At 49.1% G+C, this 21,915-nt stretch carries 26 protein-coding genes; 15 read left to right on the top strand and 11 right to left on the bottom strand.

The window, feature by feature from the left end; genetic code table 11:
• Nucleotides 1-119: 119 nt before the first annotated feature.
• Nucleotides 120-611 (top strand): TlpA family protein disulfide reductase, encoded by a 492-nt coding sequence (locus ACXIT9_RS06695; protein ID WP_458055451.1) that lies wholly within the window; start codon nucleotides 120-122, stop codon nucleotides 609-611.
• A 7-nt stretch (nucleotides 612-618) separates the two neighbouring features.
• Nucleotides 619-1,251 (top strand): thioredoxin family protein, encoded by a 633-nt coding sequence (locus ACXIT9_RS06700; RefSeq protein WP_458055452.1) that lies wholly within the window; start codon nucleotides 619-621, stop codon nucleotides 1,249-1,251.
• Between the two features lie 132 nt (nucleotides 1,252-1,383).
• Here ACXIT9_RS06700 and ACXIT9_RS06705 read toward each other — a convergent pair whose 3' ends face one another.
• The 3 genes from ACXIT9_RS06705 to ACXIT9_RS06715 are packed head-to-tail and all read right to left on the bottom strand — an operon-like array spanning nucleotide 1,384 to nucleotide 4,576.
• Complete coding sequence (locus tag ACXIT9_RS06705; protein ID WP_458055453.1) at nucleotides 1,384-2,742, bottom strand: FAD-dependent oxidoreductase; 1,359 nt, start codon at nucleotides 2,740-2,742, stop codon at nucleotides 1,384-1,386.
• A gap of 13 nt (nucleotides 2,743-2,755) precedes the next feature.
• Complete coding sequence (gene kynU, locus ACXIT9_RS06710) at nucleotides 2,756-4,054, bottom strand: kynureninase (protein ID WP_458055454.1); 1,299 nt, start codon at nucleotides 4,052-4,054, stop codon at nucleotides 2,756-2,758.
• Nucleotides 4,055-4,063: 9 nt separating this feature from the next.
• Nucleotides 4,064-4,576 (bottom strand): 3-hydroxyanthranilate 3,4-dioxygenase, encoded by a 513-nt coding sequence (locus ACXIT9_RS06715; protein WP_458055455.1) that lies wholly within the window; start codon nucleotides 4,574-4,576, stop codon nucleotides 4,064-4,066.
• Nucleotides 4,577-4,709: 133 nt separating this feature from the next.
• Between ACXIT9_RS06715 and ACXIT9_RS06720 the strand changes: the two genes are divergently transcribed.
• Nucleotides 4,710-5,732, top strand: coding sequence for a dipeptidase (locus tag ACXIT9_RS06720; protein ID WP_458055456.1), 1,023 nt, complete (start codon nucleotides 4,710-4,712; stop codon nucleotides 5,730-5,732).
• A gap of 42 nt (nucleotides 5,733-5,774) precedes the next feature.
• Nucleotides 5,775-6,404: a thiamine pyrophosphokinase gene (locus ACXIT9_RS06725; protein ID WP_458055457.1), complete on the top strand. Its 630-nt coding sequence runs from the start codon at nucleotides 5,775-5,777 to the stop codon at nucleotides 6,402-6,404.
• A gap of 86 nt (nucleotides 6,405-6,490) precedes the next feature.
• Here the strand turns inward: ACXIT9_RS06725 and ACXIT9_RS06730 are convergent, their stop codons facing one another.
• The 3 genes from ACXIT9_RS06730 to ACXIT9_RS06740 are packed head-to-tail and all read right to left on the bottom strand — an operon-like array spanning nucleotide 6,491 to nucleotide 8,166.
• Nucleotides 6,491-6,886: a magnesium citrate secondary transporter gene (locus tag ACXIT9_RS06730; RefSeq protein ID WP_458055458.1), complete on the bottom strand. Its 396-nt coding sequence runs from the start codon at nucleotides 6,884-6,886 to the stop codon at nucleotides 6,491-6,493.
• 31 nt (nucleotides 6,887-6,917) lie between these two features.
• Complete coding sequence (locus ACXIT9_RS06735; RefSeq protein WP_458055459.1) at nucleotides 6,918-7,202, bottom strand: hypothetical protein; 285 nt, start codon at nucleotides 7,200-7,202, stop codon at nucleotides 6,918-6,920.
• A 10-nt stretch (nucleotides 7,203-7,212) separates the two neighbouring features.
• On the bottom strand, nucleotides 7,213-8,166 hold the full coding sequence (locus ACXIT9_RS06740) for a UbiA family prenyltransferase (RefSeq protein ID WP_458055460.1): 954 nt from the start codon (nucleotides 8,164-8,166) through the stop codon (nucleotides 7,213-7,215).
• A gap of 34 nt (nucleotides 8,167-8,200) precedes the next feature.
• On the opposite strand from ACXIT9_RS06740, the gene ACXIT9_RS06745 reads away from it, so the two are divergent.
• From ACXIT9_RS06745 to ACXIT9_RS06755, 3 genes are read left to right on the top strand one after another with little or no spacing between them, the layout of a single operon-like run.
• A complete protein-coding gene (locus ACXIT9_RS06745; protein WP_458055461.1) occupies nucleotides 8,201-9,289 on the top strand; it encodes a type III polyketide synthase in 1,089 nt (362 codons plus the stop codon).
• Nucleotides 9,279-9,992 carry a methyltransferase domain-containing protein gene (locus ACXIT9_RS06750; RefSeq protein ID WP_458055462.1) on the top strand — a complete coding sequence of 238 codons (714 nt, stop codon included), beginning with the start codon at nucleotides 9,279-9,281 and terminating at the stop codon, nucleotides 9,990-9,992. Before ACXIT9_RS06745 ends, ACXIT9_RS06750 begins: the two co-directional genes overlap by 11 nt.
• 36 nt (nucleotides 9,993-10,028) lie before the next feature.
• Nucleotides 10,029-10,874, top strand: coding sequence for a mechanosensitive ion channel family protein (locus ACXIT9_RS06755; protein ID WP_458055463.1), 846 nt, complete (start codon nucleotides 10,029-10,031; stop codon nucleotides 10,872-10,874).
• An 89-nt stretch (nucleotides 10,875-10,963) separates the two neighbouring features.
• On the opposite strand, the gene ACXIT9_RS06760 is transcribed toward ACXIT9_RS06755, so the two are convergent.
• Genes ACXIT9_RS06760 through ACXIT9_RS06770 form a run of 3 tightly spaced genes read right to left on the bottom strand, consistent with a single transcriptional unit; the run spans nucleotide 10,964 to nucleotide 12,945 of the window.
• Complete coding sequence (locus tag ACXIT9_RS06760) at nucleotides 10,964-11,269, bottom strand: hypothetical protein (protein WP_458055464.1); 306 nt, start codon at nucleotides 11,267-11,269, stop codon at nucleotides 10,964-10,966.
• 1 nt (nucleotide 11,270) lies between these two features.
• Nucleotides 11,271-12,506: a GTP-binding protein gene (locus tag ACXIT9_RS06765; protein ID WP_458055465.1), complete on the bottom strand. Its 1,236-nt coding sequence runs from the start codon at nucleotides 12,504-12,506 to the stop codon at nucleotides 11,271-11,273.
• Complete coding sequence (locus tag ACXIT9_RS06770; RefSeq protein ID WP_458055466.1) at nucleotides 12,484-12,945, bottom strand: hypothetical protein; 462 nt, start codon at nucleotides 12,943-12,945, stop codon at nucleotides 12,484-12,486. The genes ACXIT9_RS06765 and ACXIT9_RS06770 overlap by 23 nt, the downstream gene beginning before the upstream one ends.
• A 317-nt stretch (nucleotides 12,946-13,262) precedes the next feature.
• Here ACXIT9_RS06770 and ACXIT9_RS06775 point away from each other — a divergent pair, with 317 nt between their 5' ends.
• The 4 genes from ACXIT9_RS06775 (at nucleotide 13,263) to purE (ending at nucleotide 16,985) form a co-directional block, all read left to right on the top strand.
• Nucleotides 13,263-15,035: a MutS-related protein gene (locus ACXIT9_RS06775; RefSeq protein ID WP_458055467.1), complete on the top strand. Its 1,773-nt coding sequence runs from the start codon at nucleotides 13,263-13,265 to the stop codon at nucleotides 15,033-15,035.
• A gap of 79 nt (nucleotides 15,036-15,114) precedes the next feature.
• Nucleotides 15,115-15,267: a lmo0937 family membrane protein gene (locus tag ACXIT9_RS06780; RefSeq protein ID WP_156810172.1), complete on the top strand. Its 153-nt coding sequence runs from the start codon at nucleotides 15,115-15,117 to the stop codon at nucleotides 15,265-15,267.
• A 72-nt stretch (nucleotides 15,268-15,339) separates the two neighbouring features.
• Complete coding sequence (locus ACXIT9_RS06785) at nucleotides 15,340-16,479, top strand: 5-(carboxyamino)imidazole ribonucleotide synthase (RefSeq protein WP_458055468.1); 1,140 nt, start codon at nucleotides 15,340-15,342, stop codon at nucleotides 16,477-16,479.
• Complete coding sequence (purE, locus tag ACXIT9_RS06790; protein ID WP_458055469.1) at nucleotides 16,476-16,985, top strand: 5-(carboxyamino)imidazole ribonucleotide mutase; 510 nt, start codon at nucleotides 16,476-16,478, stop codon at nucleotides 16,983-16,985. Before ACXIT9_RS06785 ends, purE begins: the two co-directional genes overlap by 4 nt.
• Nucleotides 16,986-17,250: 265 nt before the next feature.
• Here the strand turns inward: purE and ACXIT9_RS06795 are convergent, their stop codons facing one another.
• On the bottom strand, nucleotides 17,251-17,637 hold the full coding sequence (locus tag ACXIT9_RS06795; protein WP_458055470.1) for a DUF3127 domain-containing protein: 387 nt from the start codon (nucleotides 17,635-17,637) through the stop codon (nucleotides 17,251-17,253).
• Nucleotides 17,638-17,988: 351 nt separating this feature from the next.
• Between ACXIT9_RS06795 and ACXIT9_RS06800 the strand changes: the two genes are divergently transcribed.
• From ACXIT9_RS06800 to nth, 3 genes are all read left to right on the top strand, one after another.
• Nucleotides 17,989-18,591: an RNA polymerase sigma factor gene (locus ACXIT9_RS06800; RefSeq protein WP_458055471.1), complete on the top strand. Its 603-nt coding sequence runs from the start codon at nucleotides 17,989-17,991 to the stop codon at nucleotides 18,589-18,591.
• Complete coding sequence (locus ACXIT9_RS06805; protein ID WP_458055472.1) at nucleotides 18,566-18,796, top strand: hypothetical protein; 231 nt, start codon at nucleotides 18,566-18,568, stop codon at nucleotides 18,794-18,796. Before ACXIT9_RS06800 ends, ACXIT9_RS06805 begins: the two co-directional genes overlap by 26 nt.
• 82 nt (nucleotides 18,797-18,878) lie before the next feature.
• A complete protein-coding gene (gene nth, locus ACXIT9_RS06810) occupies nucleotides 18,879-19,577 on the top strand; it encodes an endonuclease III (RefSeq protein WP_458055473.1) in 699 nt (232 codons plus the stop codon).
• Here the strand turns inward: nth and gldB are convergent.
• Nucleotides 19,546-20,544, bottom strand: coding sequence for a gliding motility lipoprotein GldB (gene gldB, locus ACXIT9_RS06815; RefSeq protein WP_458055474.1), 999 nt, complete (start codon nucleotides 20,542-20,544; stop codon nucleotides 19,546-19,548). The two genes, nth and gldB, sit on opposite strands and share 32 nt — an antisense overlap.
• 328 nt (nucleotides 20,545-20,872) lie before the next feature.
• On the opposite strand from gldB, the gene ACXIT9_RS06820 reads away from it, so the two are divergent.
• Entirely contained in the window at nucleotides 20,873-21,868 is a 996-nt protein-coding gene (locus ACXIT9_RS06820) for a fasciclin domain-containing protein (protein WP_458055475.1), read from the top strand.
• The last annotated feature ends 47 nt before the right edge of the window (nucleotides 21,869-21,915 follow it).

The following is a 21,915-nucleotide window of genomic DNA, read 5'->3' on the forward strand; positions in this document are numbered from 1 at the left end:
GGCGTATTTCCTTCGGTTTTCATCTGAAAAATACGCTTATCCCCGTCCTAGGTATTTATATACATGTGTATATGATCTTATTGTTACGCGATAAAGTACAAATGCTAATCTAAATTGTCATGAAATTATTCACCGTAAAAGTTGTCTTTTTTTTAAGTCTCTTTCAAACCTTTTGGATGCCGCAGCCCACGTTTGAAAATGACTCCTTTACGATCATTAAATATCCCGAACTAGAAGCGCATATTCAGGCGCCTTCTGATCAGCTTCGGATTTATAACTTTTGGGCGACCTGGTGCGCACCTTGTATTAAGGAAATGCCACATTTCGAATCTTTGGCGTCAGCCGACCCGAAAGTATCCCTTTTTTTTATTAGCATGGACGATGGGCGCAAGCCAGAGCGGGTGACTTCCTTTATCGAAAAGCGGCAGATTCAGCACCCTGTCCTGCTCTTAGACGATGTAGACTTTAATGCTTGGATCGATAAAATAGACCCTTCTTGGTCTGGAGCGATTCCCGCCACACTCTTCGTAAAAGCTAACGGTGAAACCTATTTCCATGAGGGAGAGTTAAGCGAAACGGCTTTATCTGCGTTAATTTCAACCTATAAATAAACATATCATGAAAAATTTACTTCGTTTCGGACTGTTTTGCTGCCTACTGGCAGTGGGTGCAGCGGCTTCCGCACAGGATAGCCAAGGGCTAAAAGTTGGCGATACAGCCAGTGACTTTAAACTAAAGAGCGTCGATGGTTCTTGGGTTTCACTCAGCGGCCTTTCCAATGCGAAAGGGGCGATCGTGATTTTCTCTTGCAACACCTGTCCTTACGTGGTGGCATATGAAGATCGTATGATTGAGCTGCACCAGAAATTTGCCCCGGAGGGCTATCCCGTCATCGCCATTAATCCGAATGATCCACAGGTAAGTCCAGGTGATTCTTATGAAAAAATGCAGGAGCGTGCTCGCGAAAAGGGTTTTCCTTTCCCCTATGTGTACGATCAGACACAAGAGGTGATCAAGGCCTATGGGGGTACACGCACGCCGCATGTCTATCTGCTTCATAAGGAAGGTGAGGCTTTCGTGGTGAAATATATCGGCGCTATCGATAATAACTATCAGGATGCTAGCGCCGTTACTGAACGCTATGTAGAAGATGCCCTAGCGGCCGTGATGCAAAATAAATCGGTGGCTGTAACTACGACGAAGGCGATCGGATGCACCATCAAATGGACTCCTACGGGAGAAGAAGAGTAAAAGATAAGCGCTGACGGAGACGACGGAGAGTTCCTGGGGTTTACCCCCAGTATGCGCACAAGTAAAAACCCCCCGCTACACCAGGAAGCGAGGGGTTTTTTATAGCCCTGTCCTCGAAGAAGGATGCACACCCTAGACTGCTTTCGCGGCGTCCATCTGGTTGATGATGTCTTCGTAGTCTAGCTTATCCCAGTTTTGGGTAATAAGTGGGTCGGCCAGTACCTGTCGCATGATCGCATCCTGCAGCTGTCCCTGTGCGTAAGCCTCCGCATAGGGCATGTCACTGAAGGTTACCATCGTGTAGAGGGGTACCCACTCCTTCGGATAGAGGGCATGCAGTTTCGCCTCGATTTTTTTCCGAATCTGAAACTTGGGGTCTGCCACCGCATCCCGCATCTCGATAAAATTATCTAAAGCGAGCTGACAGATGGCATCGGTATTAGGCTTGCGCATTTTTTGAAACTTGGCGAAGATCAGCTCCCATGCAGCCGTACCGATTTTATCAATTAAGCCATCTAAAACGAATACATCCTCAAAACCGCAGTTCATGCCTTGGCCGTAGAAAGGGACCATAGCGTGGGAGGCGTCTCCGATCAACAAGCATTTATTTTGTACCCAAGGGAAGCATTCGATGTTCACCAGGGCTGCTGTAGGGTTCGCGAAGAACTCTTCGGCCAGCTTCGGCATCAGAGCGAAGGCATCGTCGAAATAGGTGCGGAAGACGGTTTCGACGTCGCGTGCATCTTGTATTTTCTCGAAGCACACTTTAGTACCCTCGAAGGGTAAAAACAGCGTGCAGGTAAAGGAGCCATCGGGGTTGGGAAGGGCGATTAGCATAAACTTACCTCGGGGCCAGATATGTAGCGCGTTCGGGTCCATCGCGAAGCTGCCATCCGCGCGTGCGGGGATGGTGAGCTCCTTATAGCCATGCGAAATATACTCCTGCCGGAAATTAAAACGTACCTGCTTTTGCATGGCCATGCGCAGAGCGGAATAAGCGCCATCAGAGCCGATGATGACCTCGGAGGCCACTATTTTAGACCCTGTGGGGGTGTCGAAAAGAATTTCGCGCTTCTCTAAGTTCACGTCTTCACAGCGATGCTCGAAGTGATAGACCGCACCTGCTGCCTCAGCTTCTTCGATGAGCAGCTGGTTGAATTTCTTACGCGAGATGGAATAGATGGCTTGGTCCTCTTTGCCGTAAGGCATAAAGCTCGTATTCCCATGTTCATCGTGGATCCGCCGCCCATACATCGGAATGGCTAAAGGCATGACCTTCTCGCGTAGCCCGATTTTATCGAGGGCGCGCCAACCGCGGTCGCTGAGGGCCATATTAATGGAGCGGCCTTCTTCCAGGAGCTCACGCTGCCGGCCATCGGCACGCTTTTCGTAGACATGCACATCGAGTCCACGCTTTCTAAAATAAATGCTGAGTAGGGAGCCGATGAGACCCGCACCCAGTATGTTTATTGCATTCGATTCTTTTGTCATCTTTATTTCCTGTTCAGGCGAAGCGCTTTAGCTCCTCTTCGAGAAGCAGAGCGAAGCGGTACACCTCTTCATACTGATTATACATCGGAGTGGGTGCGATCCGAATAACATCGGGATGTCGCCAGTCTCCCACTACCCCACGGGCATATAAGGCATCGAAAAGTGCCTTGCCCCCTTTTTTCACTTGCAGGCTGAGCTGACAGCCGCGCGCTTCCCGTTCCGCAGGGGTGATGATGCTTACCCACTCTTTTAATGCTCCAATCTTACCTAAGCAGAACGCTAAGTAGGCTGTTAATTGTTCACTTTTTTCCCTTAATCTACTAATTCCTGCTTCCATGAAGAGGTCTAACGCTGCTTGGTGAGCATATAGGGCCAGAACATTGCTATTCGCCAGCTGCCAGCCATCTGCCCCAAGCATGGGCTGAAAGCCTTTTTCCATTTTGAAGCGTTCTCCTTCATCGTGTCCCCACCAGCCGCCAAAACGTGGGAGCTCAGGGCTTTCGGCCCAGCGCTCGTGCACATAGATTCCCGATACATTTCCAGGGCCAGAGTTGAGGTACTTATAGCTGCACCAAGTGGCGAAATCCACCCCCCACTCATGCAGTGCCAAGGGTGCATTTCCGATGGCATGTGCTAGGTCGAAGCCTGCCAGGGCCCCCACGGCATGGGCGGCTGCAGTGATGCGCTGCATGTCAAAAAGCTGGCCGGTATAGTACTGAATGCCGGCCATCATGACGAGCGCTAGCTCATCGCCTATCTCTAGGATTTTCGCTTCGATATCTTCGGTGCGCAGGGTCTGCTCCCCCTCCCGCGGTTGCAGTTCCACTAAGCAGGTATCCGGGTCGAGTCCATGGTAGCGCAGCTGCGTCTCGAGTACATAGTAATCGGATGGAAAAGCACCCGCTTCGGTGATGATTTTCACCCTTTTGCCCGCAGGGCGAAAAAAGGAAACCAAGAGCAAGTGTAGGTTCGTGGTTAAGTTGTTCATCGCCACGACTTCATGCTCCTCCGCCCCAGTTAGAGCGGCTAGGGCAGGTTTGGACAACTTGCGGATATGGTACCAGGCATCCTCGCCATAGAAGTGTCCATCCACAGCTTTCGCAGCCCAGCTGTCCAGTGCGCGCTGCAGGTAGGCTGCTGTGCTTTTGGGCTGCAGCCCGAGGGAATTACCACAGAAATAGAGTGCTGGCTGTCCATGAACCTGCGGAAAGTAGTAGCGGTCTCGGAAGCCGCGTAGGGGGTCCTGTGCATCCAGTGCTTGCGCAAAGGCCAGGCCTTCCTGAAATTCAAATGTTTTTGAGCTCGTTTCCATAGGCTTCGATTAACGGGTCATACGCGTGCCACAGGCGGCACAAGTGGTGTGGTCTGGATTCGACCAGAAGCGCTCCATGATCGGAGGCAGCTGGCTAACGATGTCAGTGATTTCCTCAAAATGCCGGAAGAGCTCCTGGCCGCAGTTTTCACAGTGCCAGAGAAAGCCATCCTGCTCCCCTGGTCTCCTGTAACGTTCGATGACCAGGCCTACCGTATTCGCTGGACGCCGCGGGCTGTGCGGCACACGGGGAGGGAGCAGAAACATCTCTCCTTCACGAATCGGGATATCCACCACCTGTCCCTCTTCTACAATCTTTAGGACAATATCGCCTTCTACCTGATAAAACAGCTCCTCTCCTTCGTTATAGTGGAAGTCAGTTCGGCTGTTAGGCCCCCCGACGACCATCACGATGAAGTCTTCATTTTCCAGGTAAACCTGTTGGTTCCCGATCGGTGGACGCAGCAGGAGCCGATTGTCTGTTATCCACTGCGTAAAATTAAAAGGTCTGGCGATGGGCATTCTGCTATTTTTTTGGGAGATTTGTGCTGCTTTACCGTGAAAACACGGGAAAGCTGCTGTGCGTATAACCGAATTAATCGGTAAAAGTATTAAAAAACACCCGGATTTTTGCCATAAAATTATCCAGACCCCTATGTCAACATCATTTCCCATAGTGGATACCCACTGTGATCTCCTGTCCTATTTAGCTGTAGTGCCCCAGGCCGACCCGATGAAGGCGGATGATATCGCTTGTGCGCTGCCCCATCTGCAGGCGGGAGGTGTGCAGCTACAGGTTTTTGCGATTTATACCGATGTACGTCCGGGAAGTATGGCGCTGGCAGACCGTCAGGTGGCCGCTTACCAGCATCTTTTATCAGCCTATGCGGATCAGGTGTACCCGATGGAGGCGAACAGGCTAGAGGAGCTGAGCGCTTATCCGGGTATCGGCGCGCTGGCGGCGATTGAAAATGCTGCGGGGCTGGCGGAAGAGAACACTCCTTTGCCGCAGGCTTTACACCGGCTAAGAGCCATTCATCAGGCGGTGGGTGGTCTAGCCTATCTCTCACTTACCCATCATACCGAAAATCGATTTGGCGGGGGAAATTACACGGAGGGCGTCGGTCTTAAACCCGATGGGCAGCGGCTGCTGGAGGCTATGGCAGAGTTACACATCCCGATCGACCTTTCGCATACCTCTGACCTGCTCGCGGAGGGCATTTTAGAGCACCTCGAAAAGGCAGGATTAAAGCTGCCGATTTTAGCCTCTCACTCGAACTTCCGGACAGTATGGCCACATAAGCGGAATATCTCCGATGAATTCGCGCAGGAGGTGGTGCAGCGTGGAGGTATAATCGGGATCAACTTTCTACGTGCCTTCTTGGATACTGAAAATCCTGAGCGGATATTCGCCCATATTGTACATGGTGTGGAGCGTTTTGGCCGGGAAGCTATCTGCTTCGGGGCGGATTATTTTTATACAAAAAACTTTCCGGATCCCTCTCGCCACCCTTTTTACTTCCCGAATGTAAAAAACGCCCGCTGTTACCCGAGCCTGCTGGAGAAATTGGCACAATACCTGCCCAGTGCGTATTTGCCCCAGATCGCTTATCAAAACGCGGCGACTTTCTTTCGGCGCCAGCGTCAGGTTGTGGAGGCAGGCCTTTTGCGTGATTAGCGCGGGGTAGATATTAGCTATTGAGGTTTAAACGAAACGCACATGTCAAGTCATCATTTTGTAAAAGAACAACAGGAGCCGGCACTGCTGCTGCTCGATTTAGCGGGAGTGGATGCAGAGGCGCTGGGGGCGCTGCTGGAGTGGGCGCCCACGGTCATGGTGGCGGAGGCTGTGCTCGAGAAGGTGGCTTCCTGGGGCATTAAAATCGATGTGGCTCTGGTGTCGGAGGAGTTCGCGGCACGGGAGACGGAACTCCTGCGGGCGCACTACCCCTTAAAATTTCTACATGTCCAGCCGGAGACGGCTTATCCCACCGCGCTCCATTACTTGAAAGCTTCCAAGCATGAGGCAGTACATGTTTTCGGGGATTTTGGCGCGCTGCGCCAAAGTGTCCTAGACTTCACCGCACAGCTAGGGGTGCAGCAGCTGCTCTTTCAGGGAGATCAGAAATTTACGCCCGTACAGAGCGGGCAGTGGAAAAAGTGGCGCATACCGGGGCGTGTAACAGTCATCCCTGAGACTGAACTTTATCTGGAATTAACCCGGCCAGGACTGCCGGTGATGAAACTCAAGGCGGAAAAGCCGGTGCAGCTGGTGCTGGATCATGAGGGGAATTATACGTTTACAGCACTAGAGCAGCGTACATTTTGGGTGCAGGAAACTTGGTTTTAGGCCTGGACAGGAATGCTTCCATATTCTATTCCGATCGGGCAGGTTTGCTTTGTTTATTTTGCGCGGGAGCGCCAAAGGAAAAGCACTTAGGAGGAGCAGGCCGGCCGGTTTAGCAGGTAATAAAAGTAAAGCGTGCCGAGGGTATAGCAGAGCACATCCCACGGGTCGGCGGTGTAGGTGCTTGAATAGCGGGGCAGCAGGACTTCGAAGAGCAGGGAAAAGTAGAGGAGGCCGACGAGGAGCTGGATGGGTGTGAAAATAAAAGCCTCCCGAAGCGGATGAAACCAGCGGTACACCTGTAAGGTAAGGCCAAAAACGACCGGCATGGCGAGCAGGTCATCTCCATAAGCGTGCACATAGGGCAGATGAATTTCAAGCCCCCGTTCGAGGTATTGGTTGATCCAAAACAGCAATGCCGGAACCCAAAAGTAAGGGTTTAACCATACATGAAAGGTACTGATCGCGTTTTTGTGCGTATCCATGGCCCGGGAATTTAGTTCCTTAAACGAAGTCTCATCCTGGCAGTACAGCGATCAGCCAAGCGATAAAGGTGATGATGCCCATGTAAATGGTGTAGAAGAAATTTCCGACATGCTTGGCCATTTTTACCGCCTCGGAATCACTTTCTTTGATGTAAAAAATCCACTGTTCTTCGTTGCGTTTCGTGTCGGCATCTCGTTTTTCTTGGTAGTCTAAGTCGCGTCCACCCAGCGGTTTCCCGCAGTGCTCGCAGGCGTCGCGCATGTCTCCGTTCCAGGCGGACCATTCCCCGCAGTGGGGGCATTTTTTTTCTCCCATGGGTACAAAATTAATGAATCAGGGCAAAAAGCTGGAGATTTTCTCCACTTTCCAGCCAGTACCAGGCAAAAAACAAGTTGAGCGCAGTAGCGGACAGTCTATTCATCCACATGGCATGCGTATAATCGCAGTAGCGCACGGGGTTTTGCCATACTTTTCGCATCCAATAGCCGAAAAACAGCAGTAGCGGACTTAAAAAGACGAAAAACCCGAGTATTGCCCAGTTTTGGCCTGTGGCCAAAAAATATCCCGCAAAGGCCAGACCAGAAAGCAGAAACCAGACAGCAGAGAAGCGGAAGGTGCCTTTTTTTCCTAGTAGCAGGCTGAGCGTTTGATCGCCACGGCGCGCATCCTCTTCGTGCTGGTACACCTGCGTAAGGGGGTAAGAGCCCATGAGTACGAAGGTGGTCAGTAGGCCCGGAAGGGCATATTCAGGGAGGAAAAGCAGCTCCAGTCCTCCAGCCCCGAGCCCGCTCAGGCTCATGATAAAGGTCAGGTAGCCTTGGAAGATACCTGCGACGAGCCAGCTCCCAAAAGGATATTTTTTTAGGCGGATGCTAGGGTGCGAATAAGCCATGGAGACTAAACCGTATACGAGCATCAGCAGGGTGAAGGTAAAGCTCACCGCCAGCCCCAGCAAGAGGGCGGCCGCAAAAAAGAGTAAAGAAAGTGTGTAAAGTCCTTTGGTGACCTTCGGCGGGGTCCGTAGCCCTCCGATGCTGCCTTCGTCTTTATCGAAGTAGGAGTTATAGCCATTACTGGAAGGGTATAAAAATAAGTGTAAACTAATGAATACCAGTGCGAAGCGGTTCGGGTCCAGTTCGGGCACGAAAGCCAGTGCAAAAAGGAACACGGGAAGCAGATAGTAGGAAAAAGGAATGCGGAGGTGCTTCCAGTCCGCGGATTTAAAGGTAAGCGTCATCGGGGGCATAACTTTTATGTAAGCAGGATGTTTGATAGGCATAACCAAGTTAGCCAAATAACGCGTAAATTACTGCATGAATAGCTACATATCGAGCATAGGCTCGGCTAATCCAGGGGCGGATATTCCTCAGCAGCGCATCGCTGATTTTATGGAACGGGCCCACCAGCTGACAGGAGATGATGCCCGCAAGCTGCGCTTCATCTACCGCCAGTCGGGAATTCTTTCGCGCCAGAGTGTGCTGCGTGATTTTCAGGAAAAGGACCCTACGCGCTACCAGTTTTTTCCTCCTAATGAAGCCCTGGAACCCTTTCCTTCGACCGTAGATCGCATGGCGGCCTATCGGCAGCATGCCCCCCTCCTTGGAGCGGATGCTGCCAGCCGCTGTTTGGCACAGGCGGAGGTGGCGGCGAACACCATTACCCACCTAGTGGTCGTCAGCTGCACGGGCATGTATGCGCCTGGATTGGAGGTGGACCTGCAGCAGCGTCTTGGCCTAGCTCCCGATGTGGAGCGCTATAGCATTCAGTTCATGGGCTGCTATGCGGCATTTAATGGCTTGAAGCTTGCCGACGCCCTCTGTCAGACACAGCCAGACGCGCAGGTGCTTCTGGTATGTGTGGAGCTCTGCACGCTACATTTCCAAAAAACCTTTACGGAGGACAATCTCCTCGCTAATGCGCTTTTCGGAGATGGTGCGGCGGCTGCACTCATCGTGCCCAAAAGACCTAAAAAAGGAGCTCTCCGCCTGGCGCAAAAGTATAGTGCCCTGGTGGGGGCTGGAGAGGAGGACATGGCTTGGGAAATCGGCAACTTTGGTTTTGAGATGAAGCTGACCAAGTATGTGCCCGAGCTGCTCTCTGGAGCCATCGACCGCTTTCGAGGGCGCCTTCAGGCCACCTATGCGCTGGACAAGATTCCGAATTTCGCGATTCACCCGGGGGGCAAGCAGATCCTGGCGAAGGTGGCGGAGGCCTTCGCCGTGGGCAGGAGTCAACTGGAGCCCTCTTACGCCGTTCTCGCTGCCCATGGCAACATGTCTTCGGCCACGATCCTTTTCGTGCTGGAGCGCTGGATGCAGCAGCAGCCGGATGGCCCGATTTTAGCGATGGGCTTTGGCCCTGGCCTCACCTTAGAAACCTTACTCCTACACTATGAAGCCTGATTTCAGCACCCGCTCCTATGAAAAAGAATGGATGGATGACTTTCAAACCTCCGGTCCTGTGCTGGAGCAAACGCTACGGGAGCTGCGGGTGATCAATAAATTCCTCGGAGGAAATCAGGTCACGACCTCTGGCCTGCGCTACTGGTTACGGCAGCGCCCTACGGGCAAAATCCGGGTCCTCGACCTCGGCTGTGGGGGTGGAGATATGCTGCGCGTGATGTGGAACTGGGCCAGGGCCCAAAAGGTCCTCGATCGCTTTCAATTTTCTGGAGTGGATGCAAATGCGGCCACAGTGGCGGCGGCGCAGGTAAATCTGGCCGATCTCCCGGATGTTCGCATCTTTCATCAAAATGTATTTGCTCCTGATTTTTTAGCCGAAGGGACAGACGTGGCCACCTGTACACTGTTTACGCATCATTTGAACGATGAGGAGTTTGTGGCTCTCCTTCGTGTATTACACGAAAAGGTTCGGCTGGGGGTGGTGATAAATGATTTGCATCGGCATCCTTTTGCCTATTACAGCATCGGGCTACTAACGCGCCTGTTTTCCCGAAGTCCCATGGTAAAAAATGATGCTCCCCTGTCGGTGTGCCGAGCCTTTCGAAAGGCCGAGCTGCATGCACTCTGCCAGCAAGCGGGCTTCGAAAAGGTACAAATTCGCTGGTTTTGGGCATTTAGGTGGCAAGTTCTTTGCATAAAATAGAAAGGAAAAGTAATTTTAAAAAAACTTAATTATTTCATGGAATTAGACCAATTGACAGAACGACTACTTGATTTAGCCCTTAAAGATGTGGGACCTGCCTTAGTGAAAGCCATTTTACTCTTTCTTGTCGGGCGCTATGTGATAAAATTAGCGATCCAGCTCTTAGGAAATGCCTTTACTAAGTATGAGATTGATGCTTCTTTGGCCACTTTTTTAAAGAGCTTGCTGAGTGCGCTTTTGTACGTTTTATTGGGGATTAGTATAGCCACCACTTTAGGCATGCAGATGGCTTCTTTCGTCGCCATTTTAGGTGCTGCAGGTTTGGCCGTAGGTTTAGCCCTTCAGGGTTCCTTGTCTAATTTTGCCGGTGGTGTGTTGATTCTTATCTTCAAACCCTTCCGTGTGGGAGATACCATCGATGCTCAGGGCACACTCGGCTCGGTAGAAAGCATCGCCATTTTATACACAAAAATTCGGAATTTCGATAATAAGGTGGTGACTGTGCCGAACGGTGCACTCGCGAATAATAAAATCGTAAACCTTTCCGATAAGCCTACGCGCCGTGTGGAAATGTCGGTGGGGGTCGCCTATGGTACTGACTTGAAAAAGGCGCGTCGCGTTATTTTAGAGCTATTAGAAAAGGACGAACGCGTGCATAAAGATCCGGCACCGGTAGTACTTTTCACTACCTTTGGCGATAGCTCCCTAGACCTTTCAGTACGCTGCTGGACCGATGCTGGAAATCTTTGGCCGGTATACTGGGAGAAGATGGAGGAGATAAAAGAGGCCTTCGAAGCCCACGACATCGAGATTCCATTCCCGCAGCAGGATGTGCATCATTACTATCCGGAAGGAAAGCCGGGGGATCCGAAAGGAGCCTAAAGGGCGTGCATATAAGTTTTGCGCCTCGGCGCCATGTCATTAGTAAAGGGCCTTCCTGTATGAGGGTACCGAAACAGAAAAGGCGAGCATTAGTCTCGCCTTTTTTTACGTTCAGGGGTACAGCCCAAGTTATGCCCCAGTGAGATGTCGCTAGGAAAGCCACCGAAATCTCTACTCTCCTCTTCGATGTCTTCGTCCTTTTCAGCTTCGGCCGCTTTTAGGGCCTGCCACTTCGCCGCGTATGCGGCTTGCTTGTCCTTAGCGCCCACCTCAGGAGAGGTTTTTTGCTCTTCCTGCTTTGTTTTTTTTTCTGCATGCTCTTCCTTTTCAGAAAGGGATGGGCGAGTGGTACTTTTTTTCAGCTTTGACGTCTTTTTGTTACGGGGAGGCTTCATGTTAATGCGGTTTTAAACGAGGGATCGGCCAGTTATCTTCAAATTTTGCACCAGATAGGAAATTAGCGAACTCTCGATCGTCAAGTAAGCAAGCGTTTAATTCTGAGCGAATCAGGCCTTCGTCCATATCTTGCCCGATAAAGACAAGCTCATTTTGGCGATCTCCTAGCTCTTTATCCCATTTCGCTTCGATTGTATCCCGGTAATTGAGGAAAGAGGGATGCTGCATGCGTTCCCCGAAGGACATACTTGCCCACCAAACGCCTGCGGGTTCAGCTTTCAGCGATCCTCCCGCTTGTGACCAAGAAATCGCCTCATCTTTACGTGAAGCGAGGTAGAAAAGGCCCTTGCTTCGGATAATGGTATCTGGCCACTGCCCACTGAGGTAGTTCCAGAAACGTGTCGGATGGAAAGGCCGCTTCGCTCGAAAGACAAAGGAGCTGATGCCATAGGTTTCTGTTTCTGGGCTGTGCTCATGGCGCAGTTCTTCCTGCCATGCGGCACTTTCACTGGCAGTCTCAAAATCGAAAAGTCCTGTATTTAGGATCGCGGAGGGATCTATTTGACTATTTTGAGTCAGGTAAATACGTGCTTTTGGGTTTAGGCTGCGAATGATGGCTTGCAGTTCCTCTGCATCTTCTGGCGAGACGAGATCGATTTTATTTACTAAAATGACATCAGCGAACTCTATCTGATCGGTGAGCAAGTTGACGATCGTACGCTGATCCTCTGGGTCTTCATTAAGTCCGCTGCTATGAAGGGTGGCTGCGCTTCCGAAATCTTTAGCGAAGTTTAAGGCGTCTACCACTGTTACCATGCAGTCTAAGCGACTGAAGCGGCTCAGGTCGATGCCTTTTTCTTCATCTACGAAGCTAAAAGTTTGTGCCACGGGGAGGGGCTCGGAGATGCCCGTACTTTCGATTAATAGGTAGTCGAATCGCCCCTCTCGCGCTAGTTTTTCTACCTCCTCCATAAGATCTTCTCGTAGCGTGCAGCAGATGCAGCCATTACTCATCTCCACGAGCTTCTCTTCTGTTCGAGAGAGGGTGTTTTCACGCGCGACTAGCTGCGCGTCGATGTTGACCTCACTCATATCGTTTACGATAACCGCCACTTTTAGGCCCTGCTTGTTATGCAGCACATGATTGAGTAAGGTCGTCTTTCCTGCTCCTAAAAAGCCGCTTAAGACGGTGACTGGAAGTTTTTTTTCGCGTTTACTTTTTGTAGATACTGGCATTTTTTAGAATGAAGTTGAGTTCGTCTATATCGTCTTCATTCAATTGTAAGCGGCCTTTTACAGTTACTATTTCGTCCACTTTAAACCTTCTGGATGGTTTTTTTTCCAAATATCCCACTACCACGGATTCAGGGCCAGCTCCTCCACAAAAAAAACATTCCGCCATCGGAAATTTAGAAATCACGACAATATTCGCATCATTCATTTCCAGTGGAATGTAAAAACCTGTTACCTCAACCTCCTTGCCTGCATAGTCCATGAGTTCATCCGGAAACTTCGGGTAGAGAAAGTACATATTATACTCTCGGTTTAGCTTTTCGATGAAACGGGTCTTTCCGAAAAGCGCCCACATGTCCTCCTTAAGGACTGAGGCCGATAAGGAGCCTAACAGTAAGGCACTGAAGCCAATAATAAAAAGGAAAGCTGTGAATCTTTTCATGCTTAGCGAAACAAAAGAAGACCTCGAAAAGTTCGAGGTCTCGCTGTCAACCACCATCATTCTAATGAAGTACAATTGAATGATGCCTAAAGATACGTGAGAAAAATTTAAAATGCAACAATATTGCATAAAATCATTTCAGTTCGCTTTCTTTATGTTTCACGGGAATGTTCCATTAGATCTAGGCGAAAGGCCCAGCTTTACGTTGCTGTACGCATCTTGGGGCCCTTAGGGGGTACGTATGGACCTGCTTCCCTAAAAAGGTTCTTAGGGCGGGCAGATGCTGGCAGGCTGGGCAGATTTATGTACTTTTGTCCATGGCATTACCTTTTGAGACCCGGGAGGCACATTTCCGGCAGCGACAAGAAAAGATCAAGCGATTGGTTTTTTTATTCTCCTTAGCGCGGCTCGCCTTGTTTGCGGGCCTACTTGTTTTTCTCATTTTGGCAGTTTCGGAGCATCCAAGCTATGGTCTGCTTTTTTTTCTATTTTTAGGCGGTTTTATTTATTTAGTGCAGCGCACAGCCGCGGCTGAAAAGGCCCAGCGCTACTGTCTGGAGCGCGTGCGCTTAGCGGAGGGCTTGCGCCAAAAAGCAGTCCGCGACTTCAGCGGGTATCCTTCTGGTGAAGTGTTTAAGGATTCCAAGCATCCCTACACCTCGGATTTAGATGTTTTCGGGGAGCACTCTTTATTTCAGCTTTTAAACTACAGCCCGCATACAGATGCGCAGGAGCGTCTGGCATCTCTTTTGGCGCAAGCCCAGCCCATGGACCAGCAGGCTGATGCACGGCGTGCCGCCCTGGACGTGCTTCGGCAGGACCCAGAGCTACTGCAGGACTTAATCGCGCAGGCAGCCGCCACCTATGAGCCGAAAGAAACGCTTAAGCGCTCGAACGAATTACCTGCTGGCAGCTGGAAAGGCAGCTTCTGGCTAGCGATGGTGCTCGGGCCTGTCGTCGGTGTTCCCCTTCTTTTTCTAGTGCTGTATCAGGTGATTTCAGCGCTGTATCTGAGCCTATGGATTTTAGGAGGACTTTTCGTGCTTGGACTGGTTTTTAAGACCTTAAAGGCTGTTTCCGATGCGCTTCCAGACGGTCGACAGGTGCGGCGCATGGAGCAACTTTTTACACGTTTTCGGCAGTCACCTCTCCACCAAGACCCTGCATTAACGCCATTTGTACAAGTTTTTCAGCAGGCAGCTACTGCGGCTGGAATACGCGGGATTTCGCAAAATGTTTTTATGCTGGAGTCGCGTTTTAACTTGGTATACCTCATTTTTAATTTTATCGCTTGGTTGGATTTTTACTATTTATGGCGCTATACGCAGTGGTTTAAACAGCATGGAAAGGCCTATCCTTCTTGGCGCGCGGCCGCTTTAGAGTTAGAGGTATTAGCGAATTTAGCCTTGAGTAGTGTAGCGGAGGGCTTGGATGGCAGCGTGGAGCAGACCACAGAGGCGCGTTATACAGCCGAGCGCTTGCGTCACCCCCTTCTGCCGCGCGAGCGAGCGGTGGCCAATGACTTTTCCTTTGGCCCTGGCCAAAAAATCATGCTGCTAACGGGCGCGAATATGTCGGGAAAGACCACATTTATGCGCACAGTGGGTCTGAGTGTGCTCTTGGTGCAGGTGGGGTTACGGCCTTCGGCCAAAAGGCTGGTGCTGGGGGATTTTTATCTCTTTACGAGCATGCGAAATGCGGATAATTTAGCGGAAAGTGTAAGTTCATTTTATGCGGAAATGGCGCGTATCAGGACCTTAATCGAGCGTTTAGCTGCCGGTGATAGGATGTTTTTTCTTATGGACGAAATCATGAAAGGGACGAATACAGAAGACCGCATCATGGGGAGTACAGCGCTGATCCAGCAGCTCGGTGAGGGAAGCTGTCAGGGGATCATTTCTACACATGATATCGAGCTGAGTGGGCTAGCAAGGCGGCTTTCGTATGTGGTGAATTACAGTTTTCATAGTGAGGTAGGCGAGCGTACCATCGACTTCGATTACACACTGAAAACGGGTCCCTGTCCAAGTTTTAATGCAAAAAAGCTAATGGAGCTCATGGGGGTGCGTATCGGTGGGAACTTGGATTGATTTTCAGCTATTTAGGAAATAGGGACTCGGGCTGGCACAGTTTTGGATTCAGGTAGTACATAACCAAACGACAACAACCATGAGTTCATTATTGTATTTGATAGCCTTAATCCTGCTGATAGGATGGATTTTAGGCTTTTTCGTGTATAGTTTAGGAGCGCTTATTCATGTGCTGCTGGTACTGGCCATTATTTCGGTCTTGCTGCGGTTAATTGGTGGCCGACCGGTCTAGTAATCTTTCCGAGGATGCTGACAAAATAAATTTATTGCTGTAATTTTGTTTCACACCAAAACAGTAGTGCTTGTGAAAAAAACAGCCATAAGTAAGACGCTTGGCATCCTAGGGGGTGGTCAGCTAGGTCGTATGTTTATTCAATCAGCGATTTCGTATAACGCCACTATTCATATATTAGATCCAGATGCAGCGGCTCCCTGTCGCCCTTTAGCGCACCAGTTTACTCAAGGGGACCTGCTGGATGAGGAGACAGTTTTTCAGTTCGGTATGCAATGTGACTTGATCACGATCGAAATCGAGAAAGTGAATACGGCTGCCTTAAAACGTCTCCAAGAGGCTGGCAAGGAAGTTTATCCGGAGCCGGAAGTGATTCAGTTGATACAAGACAAAAGGCTTCAAAAGGCCTTTTATGAGGAGCATGGTATTCCCACTGCTCCTTTTCGTTTAACGGCGGATCGCGCGGACGCGCAGCAGCATATGGATTTCCTTCCCGCTGTGCATAAGTTGGGCCGCGACGGCTACGATGGGCGTGGGGTGTCGATTATTCGAACTGCTGCGGATTGGGACAAAGCTTTCGATGCGCCGGGGCTTTTGGAAAAACTGGTTCCTTTTACCTTGGAGTTAGCGGTCATCGTAGCTAAAAATACGGCGGGTGAGGTAAAGTCTTATCCTGCGGTAGCTTGTGCTTTTCATCCCACTGCGAATTTGGTCGAATATTTATATGCACCAGCGCCGATTTCAGCGGAGGTAGAAGCTCGAGCGCAGGCACTGGCACGTCAAGTCATCGATGCCTTGGGCATGACGGGAATCCTAGCGGTGGAGATGTTTTTACTTGAAGATGGCAGTTTACTGGTCAATGAAGTAGCGCCCCGTCCCCATAACAGCGGGCATCACACGATCGAGGGTAATTTCACCTCGCAGTTTGAGCAGCATTTTCGAGCCATTATGGGACTTCCCCTAGGGGAAACCGCTTTGCGCTGCCCGGCAGCTATGGTCAATCTACTGGGTGCGCCGGGTTTCGAGGGGCAGGCGATCGTGGCGGGCATGGAAGAGGTGATGGCTGTTCCGGGGGTGTATGTACACCTATATGGAAAAAAAATCACCAAGCCTTTCCGAAAGATGGGGCATATGACCATCTTAGCGGATGATGTGGAGGCTTTAAAGCCAAAGGCAGACGAAATACGGGCTAAAATACAAATACAAGCATGACAAAGCAGGTAGGAATCATTATGGGAAGTCAGTCCGACTTGCCAGTGATGGCCGAAGCGGCCAAATTTTTAGAAGAGATCGGGGTAGATTTTGAGTTGACGGTAGTGTCGGCACATCGCACGCCGGATCGCCTAGTGGAGTATGCCCGCTCTGCCCGTTCGCGAGGGATTCGGGTGATCATCGCCGGTGCGGGAGGTGCGGCGCACTTACCGGGTATGGTGGCTTCTATGACCAGTCTACCGGTAATCGGGGTACCTGTAAAATCTTCGAATAGCATAGACGGCTGGGACAGTATTTTGTCGATTTTGCAGATGCCTGGTGGAATTCCTGTGGCCACAGTAGCCCTTAACGGGGCGAAAAATGCCGGTATTTTAGCGGCAAGTATCTTAGGCGCTCATGATCAGGAACTTGGCGCCCGCTTAGATGCGTATAAGGCGGCATTAGAACAAACGGTACTAAAAAGTGCCGAGGAAATCGAAACTAAAGGCTGGAAAGCAGCGTTATAAAAGTAAGTATGAAGAGAGAAAACTAGTGTTTCGGGAGCGGCTTGTCCGCTCTTTTTTTATTTAGGGCTAATAGATTTAGATAGACGATGGATTTCAATCGGCGCATAAAATTTAAGATAGGAGACGTTCCTTGGGATATGCCTTTAGGAACGCTCCTTCTTGTGGTCGGCATCGGCCTTACTTTGATGGCTTTGGGTACCTTTATGGGGTATTATTTTGGCCTTCGGCTTCAGCCTTAGCTCCAGAGATCTTCTGGAGGATTGATTTAGAATGGGAGGACGTCTTCCGCGCTATCGTCTGAGAAGGAGCTCACGTCTGGAGACCCGCCGGATTTTTGGCTGAAGCTGTTGCCACTTGCCGCACCTGCCGTAGCCCCAGCAGACTGGCCTTCACGCTCTACCCGCCATGCTTTGATGTCAGTATACCAGCGGCTATTATACTCGCGGCTTTCGATTTCGATGCCAGCGGTGATGGTTTCTCCTTGCTGGATGCCGAACTGTTCGATTTTATCTCCCCACACAGCTAGGCACACTTTTTTCGGGTAATTACCAGGAGTTTCGATGATATATTCTTGTTTTCTCCAGGTGTTGCCATTCCTGGAGCTGCCACTTTGTTCGGCTAAAATTTGGATTACTGTTCCGGTGATGTCCATAATACGTTGCTTATAATTATTCGAATTTTTCGCTTTTTTAGTAAAAGTAGCTCCTTGATAATCAGAAATATGGAGCAATTACGTACTTTTCACAGTTCGAAGATAACAATTTTGTCTCAGACACGCTTTTGTTTAAGCGGTTAATCCGCAAAAGAAAGCACTTAAAATCTTGCACGCATGCATTCCTTTACTTACATTTGAAGTCAAGGAATGGGTTAAAAATACTGTTTAAAGCTGATTTTGCCAATTATGCTTTACGCGAACAAAATTAGCAAACGATTCTATTCCAATAAGGCACGATAAAATATATACTATGGCATAAACCTCTACGTTATTTAACAGTCAGAATTTATGAACAAAAGGACGAGTCCTAAGGACAGCGAATTAATCGCGCAGTTCCGTGCTGGAAATGAATTTGCCTTTGAGTCATTAGTAGAGAAGTATAAGTCGCGTGTCTTTACTACGATTCAGCTTATTGTAAAAGATGATGCTGTAGCGGAGGATTTATTACAGGATGTATTTATTAAGGTCGTACAGACTTTAAGTAGTGATGCGTATAACGAAGAGGGTAAGTTTCAGCCTTGGCTGATGCGTATCGCGCATAATTTAGCGATCGATTACTTTCGAAAGGCGAAGCGTTACCCTAAAATCGTCATGGAAGACGGTGTGGATATCTTTAATTCCTTGCAGTTTGCTGAACAAACAGTAGAGGATGCACGCGTAAAAGAAGAAACCACTGTTCTCATTCGCCGGCTTATCGATGAGCTGCCGGAGGCTCAAAAAGAAGTTTTGATCATGCGGCATTACATGGATTTAAGTTTTCAGGAAATTGCTGACCAGACGGGCGTAAGCATAAATACGGCTCTTGGCCGCATGCGCTATGCGCTCATTAATCTGAGAAAAAAACTAAACGTGATACAAAGTGCCTATGACAGAACCTTTTACCCCAAATGATCTCTTGCGATTTGTCTATGGAGAAATGCCTGCCCAAGAGGAAGAAGTTTTCCATGCTTACCTCTTGACCCAGCCGGATTTATTTCAAGAATACTTATCGCTTCGAGAAAGTATGCGTGCTTTAGACGCCACCTTTAAGCGGCCGAGCCTAACCGCAGCCCAAGTGCTCCGAAAGGCTAAAAAAGCGGGCTTAGAGAAAGTGTGAAGACAGGTAAACCTGAGCAATCAGGTTTTTTTTATGCCTTTTTTATTCTTTTTTTGTTAAGAGAGTAAATAAAAGACAAGTTATGACTAAAAAGGAGCGTTATGCGGCGCTTATCGAACACTTTCAGGTAGCCATGCCGGAGGCAGAGACGGAGTTACGATACGAAAACCCCTTTCAGCTACTGGTAGCTGTCGTTTTATCTGCGCAGTGCACAGATAAGCGTGTCAATATCGTTACGGAAAAGCTTTTTCAGGATTTTCCTACGCCGGAGCATCTGGCAAGCAGCGATTTCGAGAGCCTCTTTCCCTATATTCGAAGCGTTTCTTATCCAAATAATAAGACCAAACATCTCCTCGGTCTCGGAAAAATGCTGGTGGAGGACTTCCACAGTGAGGTCCCCCAGACGGTGGAAGAGCTTATCAAACTCCCCGGGGTAGGTCGAAAAACGGCTAATGTGATTACCTCTGTCATTTGGCATCAGCCAAACATGGCCGTGGATACCCATGTTTTTCGGGTCTCTCGTCGTTTGGGGCTCGCCCCACTCACGGCTAAAACACCGCTGGAGGTGGAAAAACATCTAATTCGGCATATTCCAAAACAACATGTTCACCAAGCCCATCACTGGTTGATACTCCATGGACGTTATACCTGTCTGGCTCGAAGTCCGAAGTGCGCGGGGTGTAGCATTACCCACTTATGTAAGCATTTTGAGCGTGGTGAGCGCATGAAGCGCAAAAAAGAGGCGATTGTCACTCCCGCGGACGATAGCCTGATGCCCTAAAAATATGGTCGGCACGTGGCTCGGCCATAAGTGCTTTTAGGTCTAGCCCTTCTTTTAACTGGAAATCGTCCACGATATTCCAGCCGAGCCAGCGGCCCAGCCTGCCGGGAGCATCGGGAGAAATCTCGTCTGTGTTTGGCGCTTCTCCGGTATACTTGCGAATGATGAAGGGATTAGTTTCGAAAAAGAGGTCTTGCTCTACGAAATAGGACCAGATGTAGCGTTCATTCGCGTAGGAGGCCACTACTTCCTCTCCCGTATAGCCGATAATTAGGCTGTCCGGGGTGCAGGGCAAAAGACTTTTTGTAAAGTGATAGGCTTTGCCGTAATAGATCATTTCTGCTAGCAGTGTCTGATCGTCTGCTTGGGTGGTATTAAAACGGGTAGAGAGTGCTGTCATTAAGTTGGGCACGAGATAGGCGGGCGCGTATCTTTTCCGGATGTAGTAGGGCAGATCCGGTGGAACAAAGCCGCTCTCTTCAGGTAGAAAATACTCTAAGCCGATAATGATGATGTCTGCATCTAAAGTGAAGTCGGCAGCAAAGCCACTGTTAATAAAATAGAGGCGGGGTAAATTTTCTTGAGGGAAATAATAAGAAAAATGCTTAAAGGCCTCCTGTATTTCTTTTTCTAGCGCTTTCGTATCTGCAAACTCAGTGGCGATCGCCGCGTCTAGCGGCTTAAAGTCAGCCTCTTGGTGCAGGTCAAACAAGGATTCTGCGAGCTCTTCCACTTGATTGAGTGCATCGGCACCAAAAAACAGTGTGGTAAACTCGTGGTGCTCTTCCAAGAGGACCTGAATGACGCTCGCACTTTCAGCATTTTGGAATTCCTTATCAAGCCGAATGATATCCAAAGAAATTTCTCTGCTGGTAATCTTGGAGTCAAGCGAGCAGCTGTCTTGTTTTTTGCACGCAAGCGTAAGCAGTACAACAAGTAAAGTGGAAGAGAGTCTGAAAATCCGCATAGGGCACAAAGAACGGGAATCGAATCCATTTTTTCCATTCTCGTGGAAGAATAGTTTGGGTACTGAGCTTGCCGTCATGGTCTTAGCTGCAGGCATTAAAAAAATCACTTTTTTTTGAGACATAATCGAAAACCGGTTCGTATACTTTTATATGAGGCGATACCCATACCTATTATGTGAAAAGTGATTCTTTTTTTGAGGACATGCCACCTTTTGGCATAGTGATTGATAAAAGAAAGGTGTAAATCGTCGAGAATATAAAAATTACAATAACCTTATTAATCGAAATTAAGTATATATCTTTGTAATTCACTAAACCAATTATTTTATGAATTTCTTTCAAAAGTACAGTAAGTTCACGACACCGGCGCTAGGGTTAGCGCTAGCGATGGGTTTCACAGCGTGTAGCGATGAGGATGATCCGATCCCTACTCCTCCAGCAGCAGAATCTAATATCGTAGAGATTGCTTCTGAGACTCCTGATTTCTCTACTTTGGTAACAGCTGTAGAGACTGCGGGTCTAGTAGAGACACTTTCTTCTGATGGTCCTTTTACTGTTTTTGCTCCGACTAATGCCGCATTCGAAGCGTTCTTAGAGGAGAATAACCTAACCGCAGATGACCTACTCGGTATGGAAGGATTAGGAGATGTGCTAACCTACCACGTTCTTGCAGGTGAGGCCATGGCAGCTAATTTAGAAGCGGGTCGCCTGAATACGGTAGCCGATGCGCCTATTTTTGTGAGTATTGCTGAAAATGGTAATGTATGGATCAACGGAAATACCCGTGTGGTTCAAACCGACATCGATGCATCTAATGGTGTTATCCACGTTTTAGACTTTGTGTTAATGCCACCAAGCGAAAATATCGCCGAGATGGTAATTGCTGCTACTGAAGGAGAAACTCCTGAGTTCACGCAACTTTTAGCGGCTCTACAGCGTGCTGATTTAGCCGGAGCATTTATGGGTGGTTTTGAAGATGATTTCACCGTATTTGCGCCTACCGACGCAGCATTTATGGCACTTTATGAAGCACTTGAGGTAGATGGTATCGAAGACATCGACCTAGAAACCTTAACAGCAGTACTTCAGTTGCATGTGATTGGGAACACACGTGCTTTCTCTCAGGATCTGAGAGACGGTATGGAAGTAGCTACCTTAGGTGGTGCTGAAATCACAATTGACCTATCTGCTATGACTGTAGGTGGTGCACCTTTAAATAGCGACAACTTAAATATGTTAGCTACAAACGGTGTTATTCACGTAATTGACGCAGTTATTCTACCAGAAATGGCAGAAGAGGAAGATGATGATATGGAAGGATAATTAAAACTGCCTCATAGTTTTGACCCACGATTTATCGTGGGTTTTTT

It is taken from the genome of Nitritalea sp. (assembly GCF_054166705.1).

What these genes read in the sequence shown, in the direction of transcription:
- ACXIT9_RS06695 (WP_458055451.1), top strand. Translation starts at nt 120, where the DNA reads ATGAAATTATTCACCGTAAAAGTTGTCTTTTTTTTAAGTCTCTTTCAA.
- ACXIT9_RS06700 (WP_458055452.1), top strand. Translation starts at nt 619, where the DNA reads ATGAAAAATTTACTTCGTTTCGGACTGTTTTGCTGCCTACTGGCAGTG.
- ACXIT9_RS06705 (WP_458055453.1), bottom strand. Translation starts at nt 2,742, where the DNA reads ATGACAAAAGAATCGAATGCAATAAACATACTGGGTGCGGGTCTCATC.
- kynU (WP_458055454.1), bottom strand. Translation starts at nt 4,054, where the DNA reads ATGGAAACGAGCTCAAAAACATTTGAATTTCAGGAAGGCCTGGCCTTT.
- ACXIT9_RS06715 (WP_458055455.1), bottom strand. Translation starts at nt 4,576, where the DNA reads ATGCCCATCGCCAGACCTTTTAATTTTACGCAGTGGATAACAGACAAT.
- ACXIT9_RS06720 (WP_458055456.1), top strand. Translation starts at nt 4,710, where the DNA reads ATGTCAACATCATTTCCCATAGTGGATACCCACTGTGATCTCCTGTCC.
- ACXIT9_RS06725 (WP_458055457.1), top strand. Translation starts at nt 5,775, where the DNA reads ATGTCAAGTCATCATTTTGTAAAAGAACAACAGGAGCCGGCACTGCTG.
- ACXIT9_RS06730 (WP_458055458.1), bottom strand. Translation starts at nt 6,886, where the DNA reads ATGGATACGCACAAAAACGCGATCAGTACCTTTCATGTATGGTTAAAC.
- ACXIT9_RS06735 (WP_458055459.1), bottom strand. Translation starts at nt 7,202, where the DNA reads ATGGGAGAAAAAAAATGCCCCCACTGCGGGGAATGGTCCGCCTGGAAC.
- ACXIT9_RS06740 (WP_458055460.1), bottom strand. Translation starts at nt 8,166, where the DNA reads ATGCCTATCAAACATCCTGCTTACATAAAAGTTATGCCCCCGATGACG.
- ACXIT9_RS06745 (WP_458055461.1), top strand. Translation starts at nt 8,201, where the DNA reads ATGAATAGCTACATATCGAGCATAGGCTCGGCTAATCCAGGGGCGGAT.
- ACXIT9_RS06750 (WP_458055462.1), top strand. Translation starts at nt 9,279, where the DNA reads ATGAAGCCTGATTTCAGCACCCGCTCCTATGAAAAAGAATGGATGGAT.
- ACXIT9_RS06755 (WP_458055463.1), top strand. Translation starts at nt 10,029, where the DNA reads ATGGAATTAGACCAATTGACAGAACGACTACTTGATTTAGCCCTTAAA.
- ACXIT9_RS06760 (WP_458055464.1), bottom strand. Translation starts at nt 11,269, where the DNA reads ATGAAGCCTCCCCGTAACAAAAAGACGTCAAAGCTGAAAAAAAGTACC.
- ACXIT9_RS06765 (WP_458055465.1), bottom strand. Translation starts at nt 12,506, where the DNA reads ATGCCAGTATCTACAAAAAGTAAACGCGAAAAAAAACTTCCAGTCACC.
- ACXIT9_RS06770 (WP_458055466.1), bottom strand. Translation starts at nt 12,945, where the DNA reads ATGAAAAGATTCACAGCTTTCCTTTTTATTATTGGCTTCAGTGCCTTA.
- ACXIT9_RS06775 (WP_458055467.1), top strand. Translation starts at nt 13,263, where the DNA reads ATGGCATTACCTTTTGAGACCCGGGAGGCACATTTCCGGCAGCGACAA.
- ACXIT9_RS06780 (WP_156810172.1), top strand. Translation starts at nt 15,115, where the DNA reads ATGAGTTCATTATTGTATTTGATAGCCTTAATCCTGCTGATAGGATGG.
- purE (WP_458055469.1), top strand. Translation starts at nt 16,476, where the DNA reads ATGACAAAGCAGGTAGGAATCATTATGGGAAGTCAGTCCGACTTGCCA.
- ACXIT9_RS06795 (WP_458055470.1), bottom strand. Translation starts at nt 17,637, where the DNA reads ATGGACATCACCGGAACAGTAATCCAAATTTTAGCCGAACAAAGTGGC.
- ACXIT9_RS06800 (WP_458055471.1), top strand. Translation starts at nt 17,989, where the DNA reads ATGAACAAAAGGACGAGTCCTAAGGACAGCGAATTAATCGCGCAGTTC.
- ACXIT9_RS06805 (WP_458055472.1), top strand. Translation starts at nt 18,566, where the DNA reads ATGACAGAACCTTTTACCCCAAATGATCTCTTGCGATTTGTCTATGGA.
- nth (WP_458055473.1), top strand. Translation starts at nt 18,879, where the DNA reads ATGACTAAAAAGGAGCGTTATGCGGCGCTTATCGAACACTTTCAGGTA.
- gldB (WP_458055474.1), bottom strand. Translation starts at nt 20,544, where the DNA reads ATGCGGATTTTCAGACTCTCTTCCACTTTACTTGTTGTACTGCTTACG.
- ACXIT9_RS06820 (WP_458055475.1), top strand. Translation starts at nt 20,873, where the DNA reads ATGAATTTCTTTCAAAAGTACAGTAAGTTCACGACACCGGCGCTAGGG.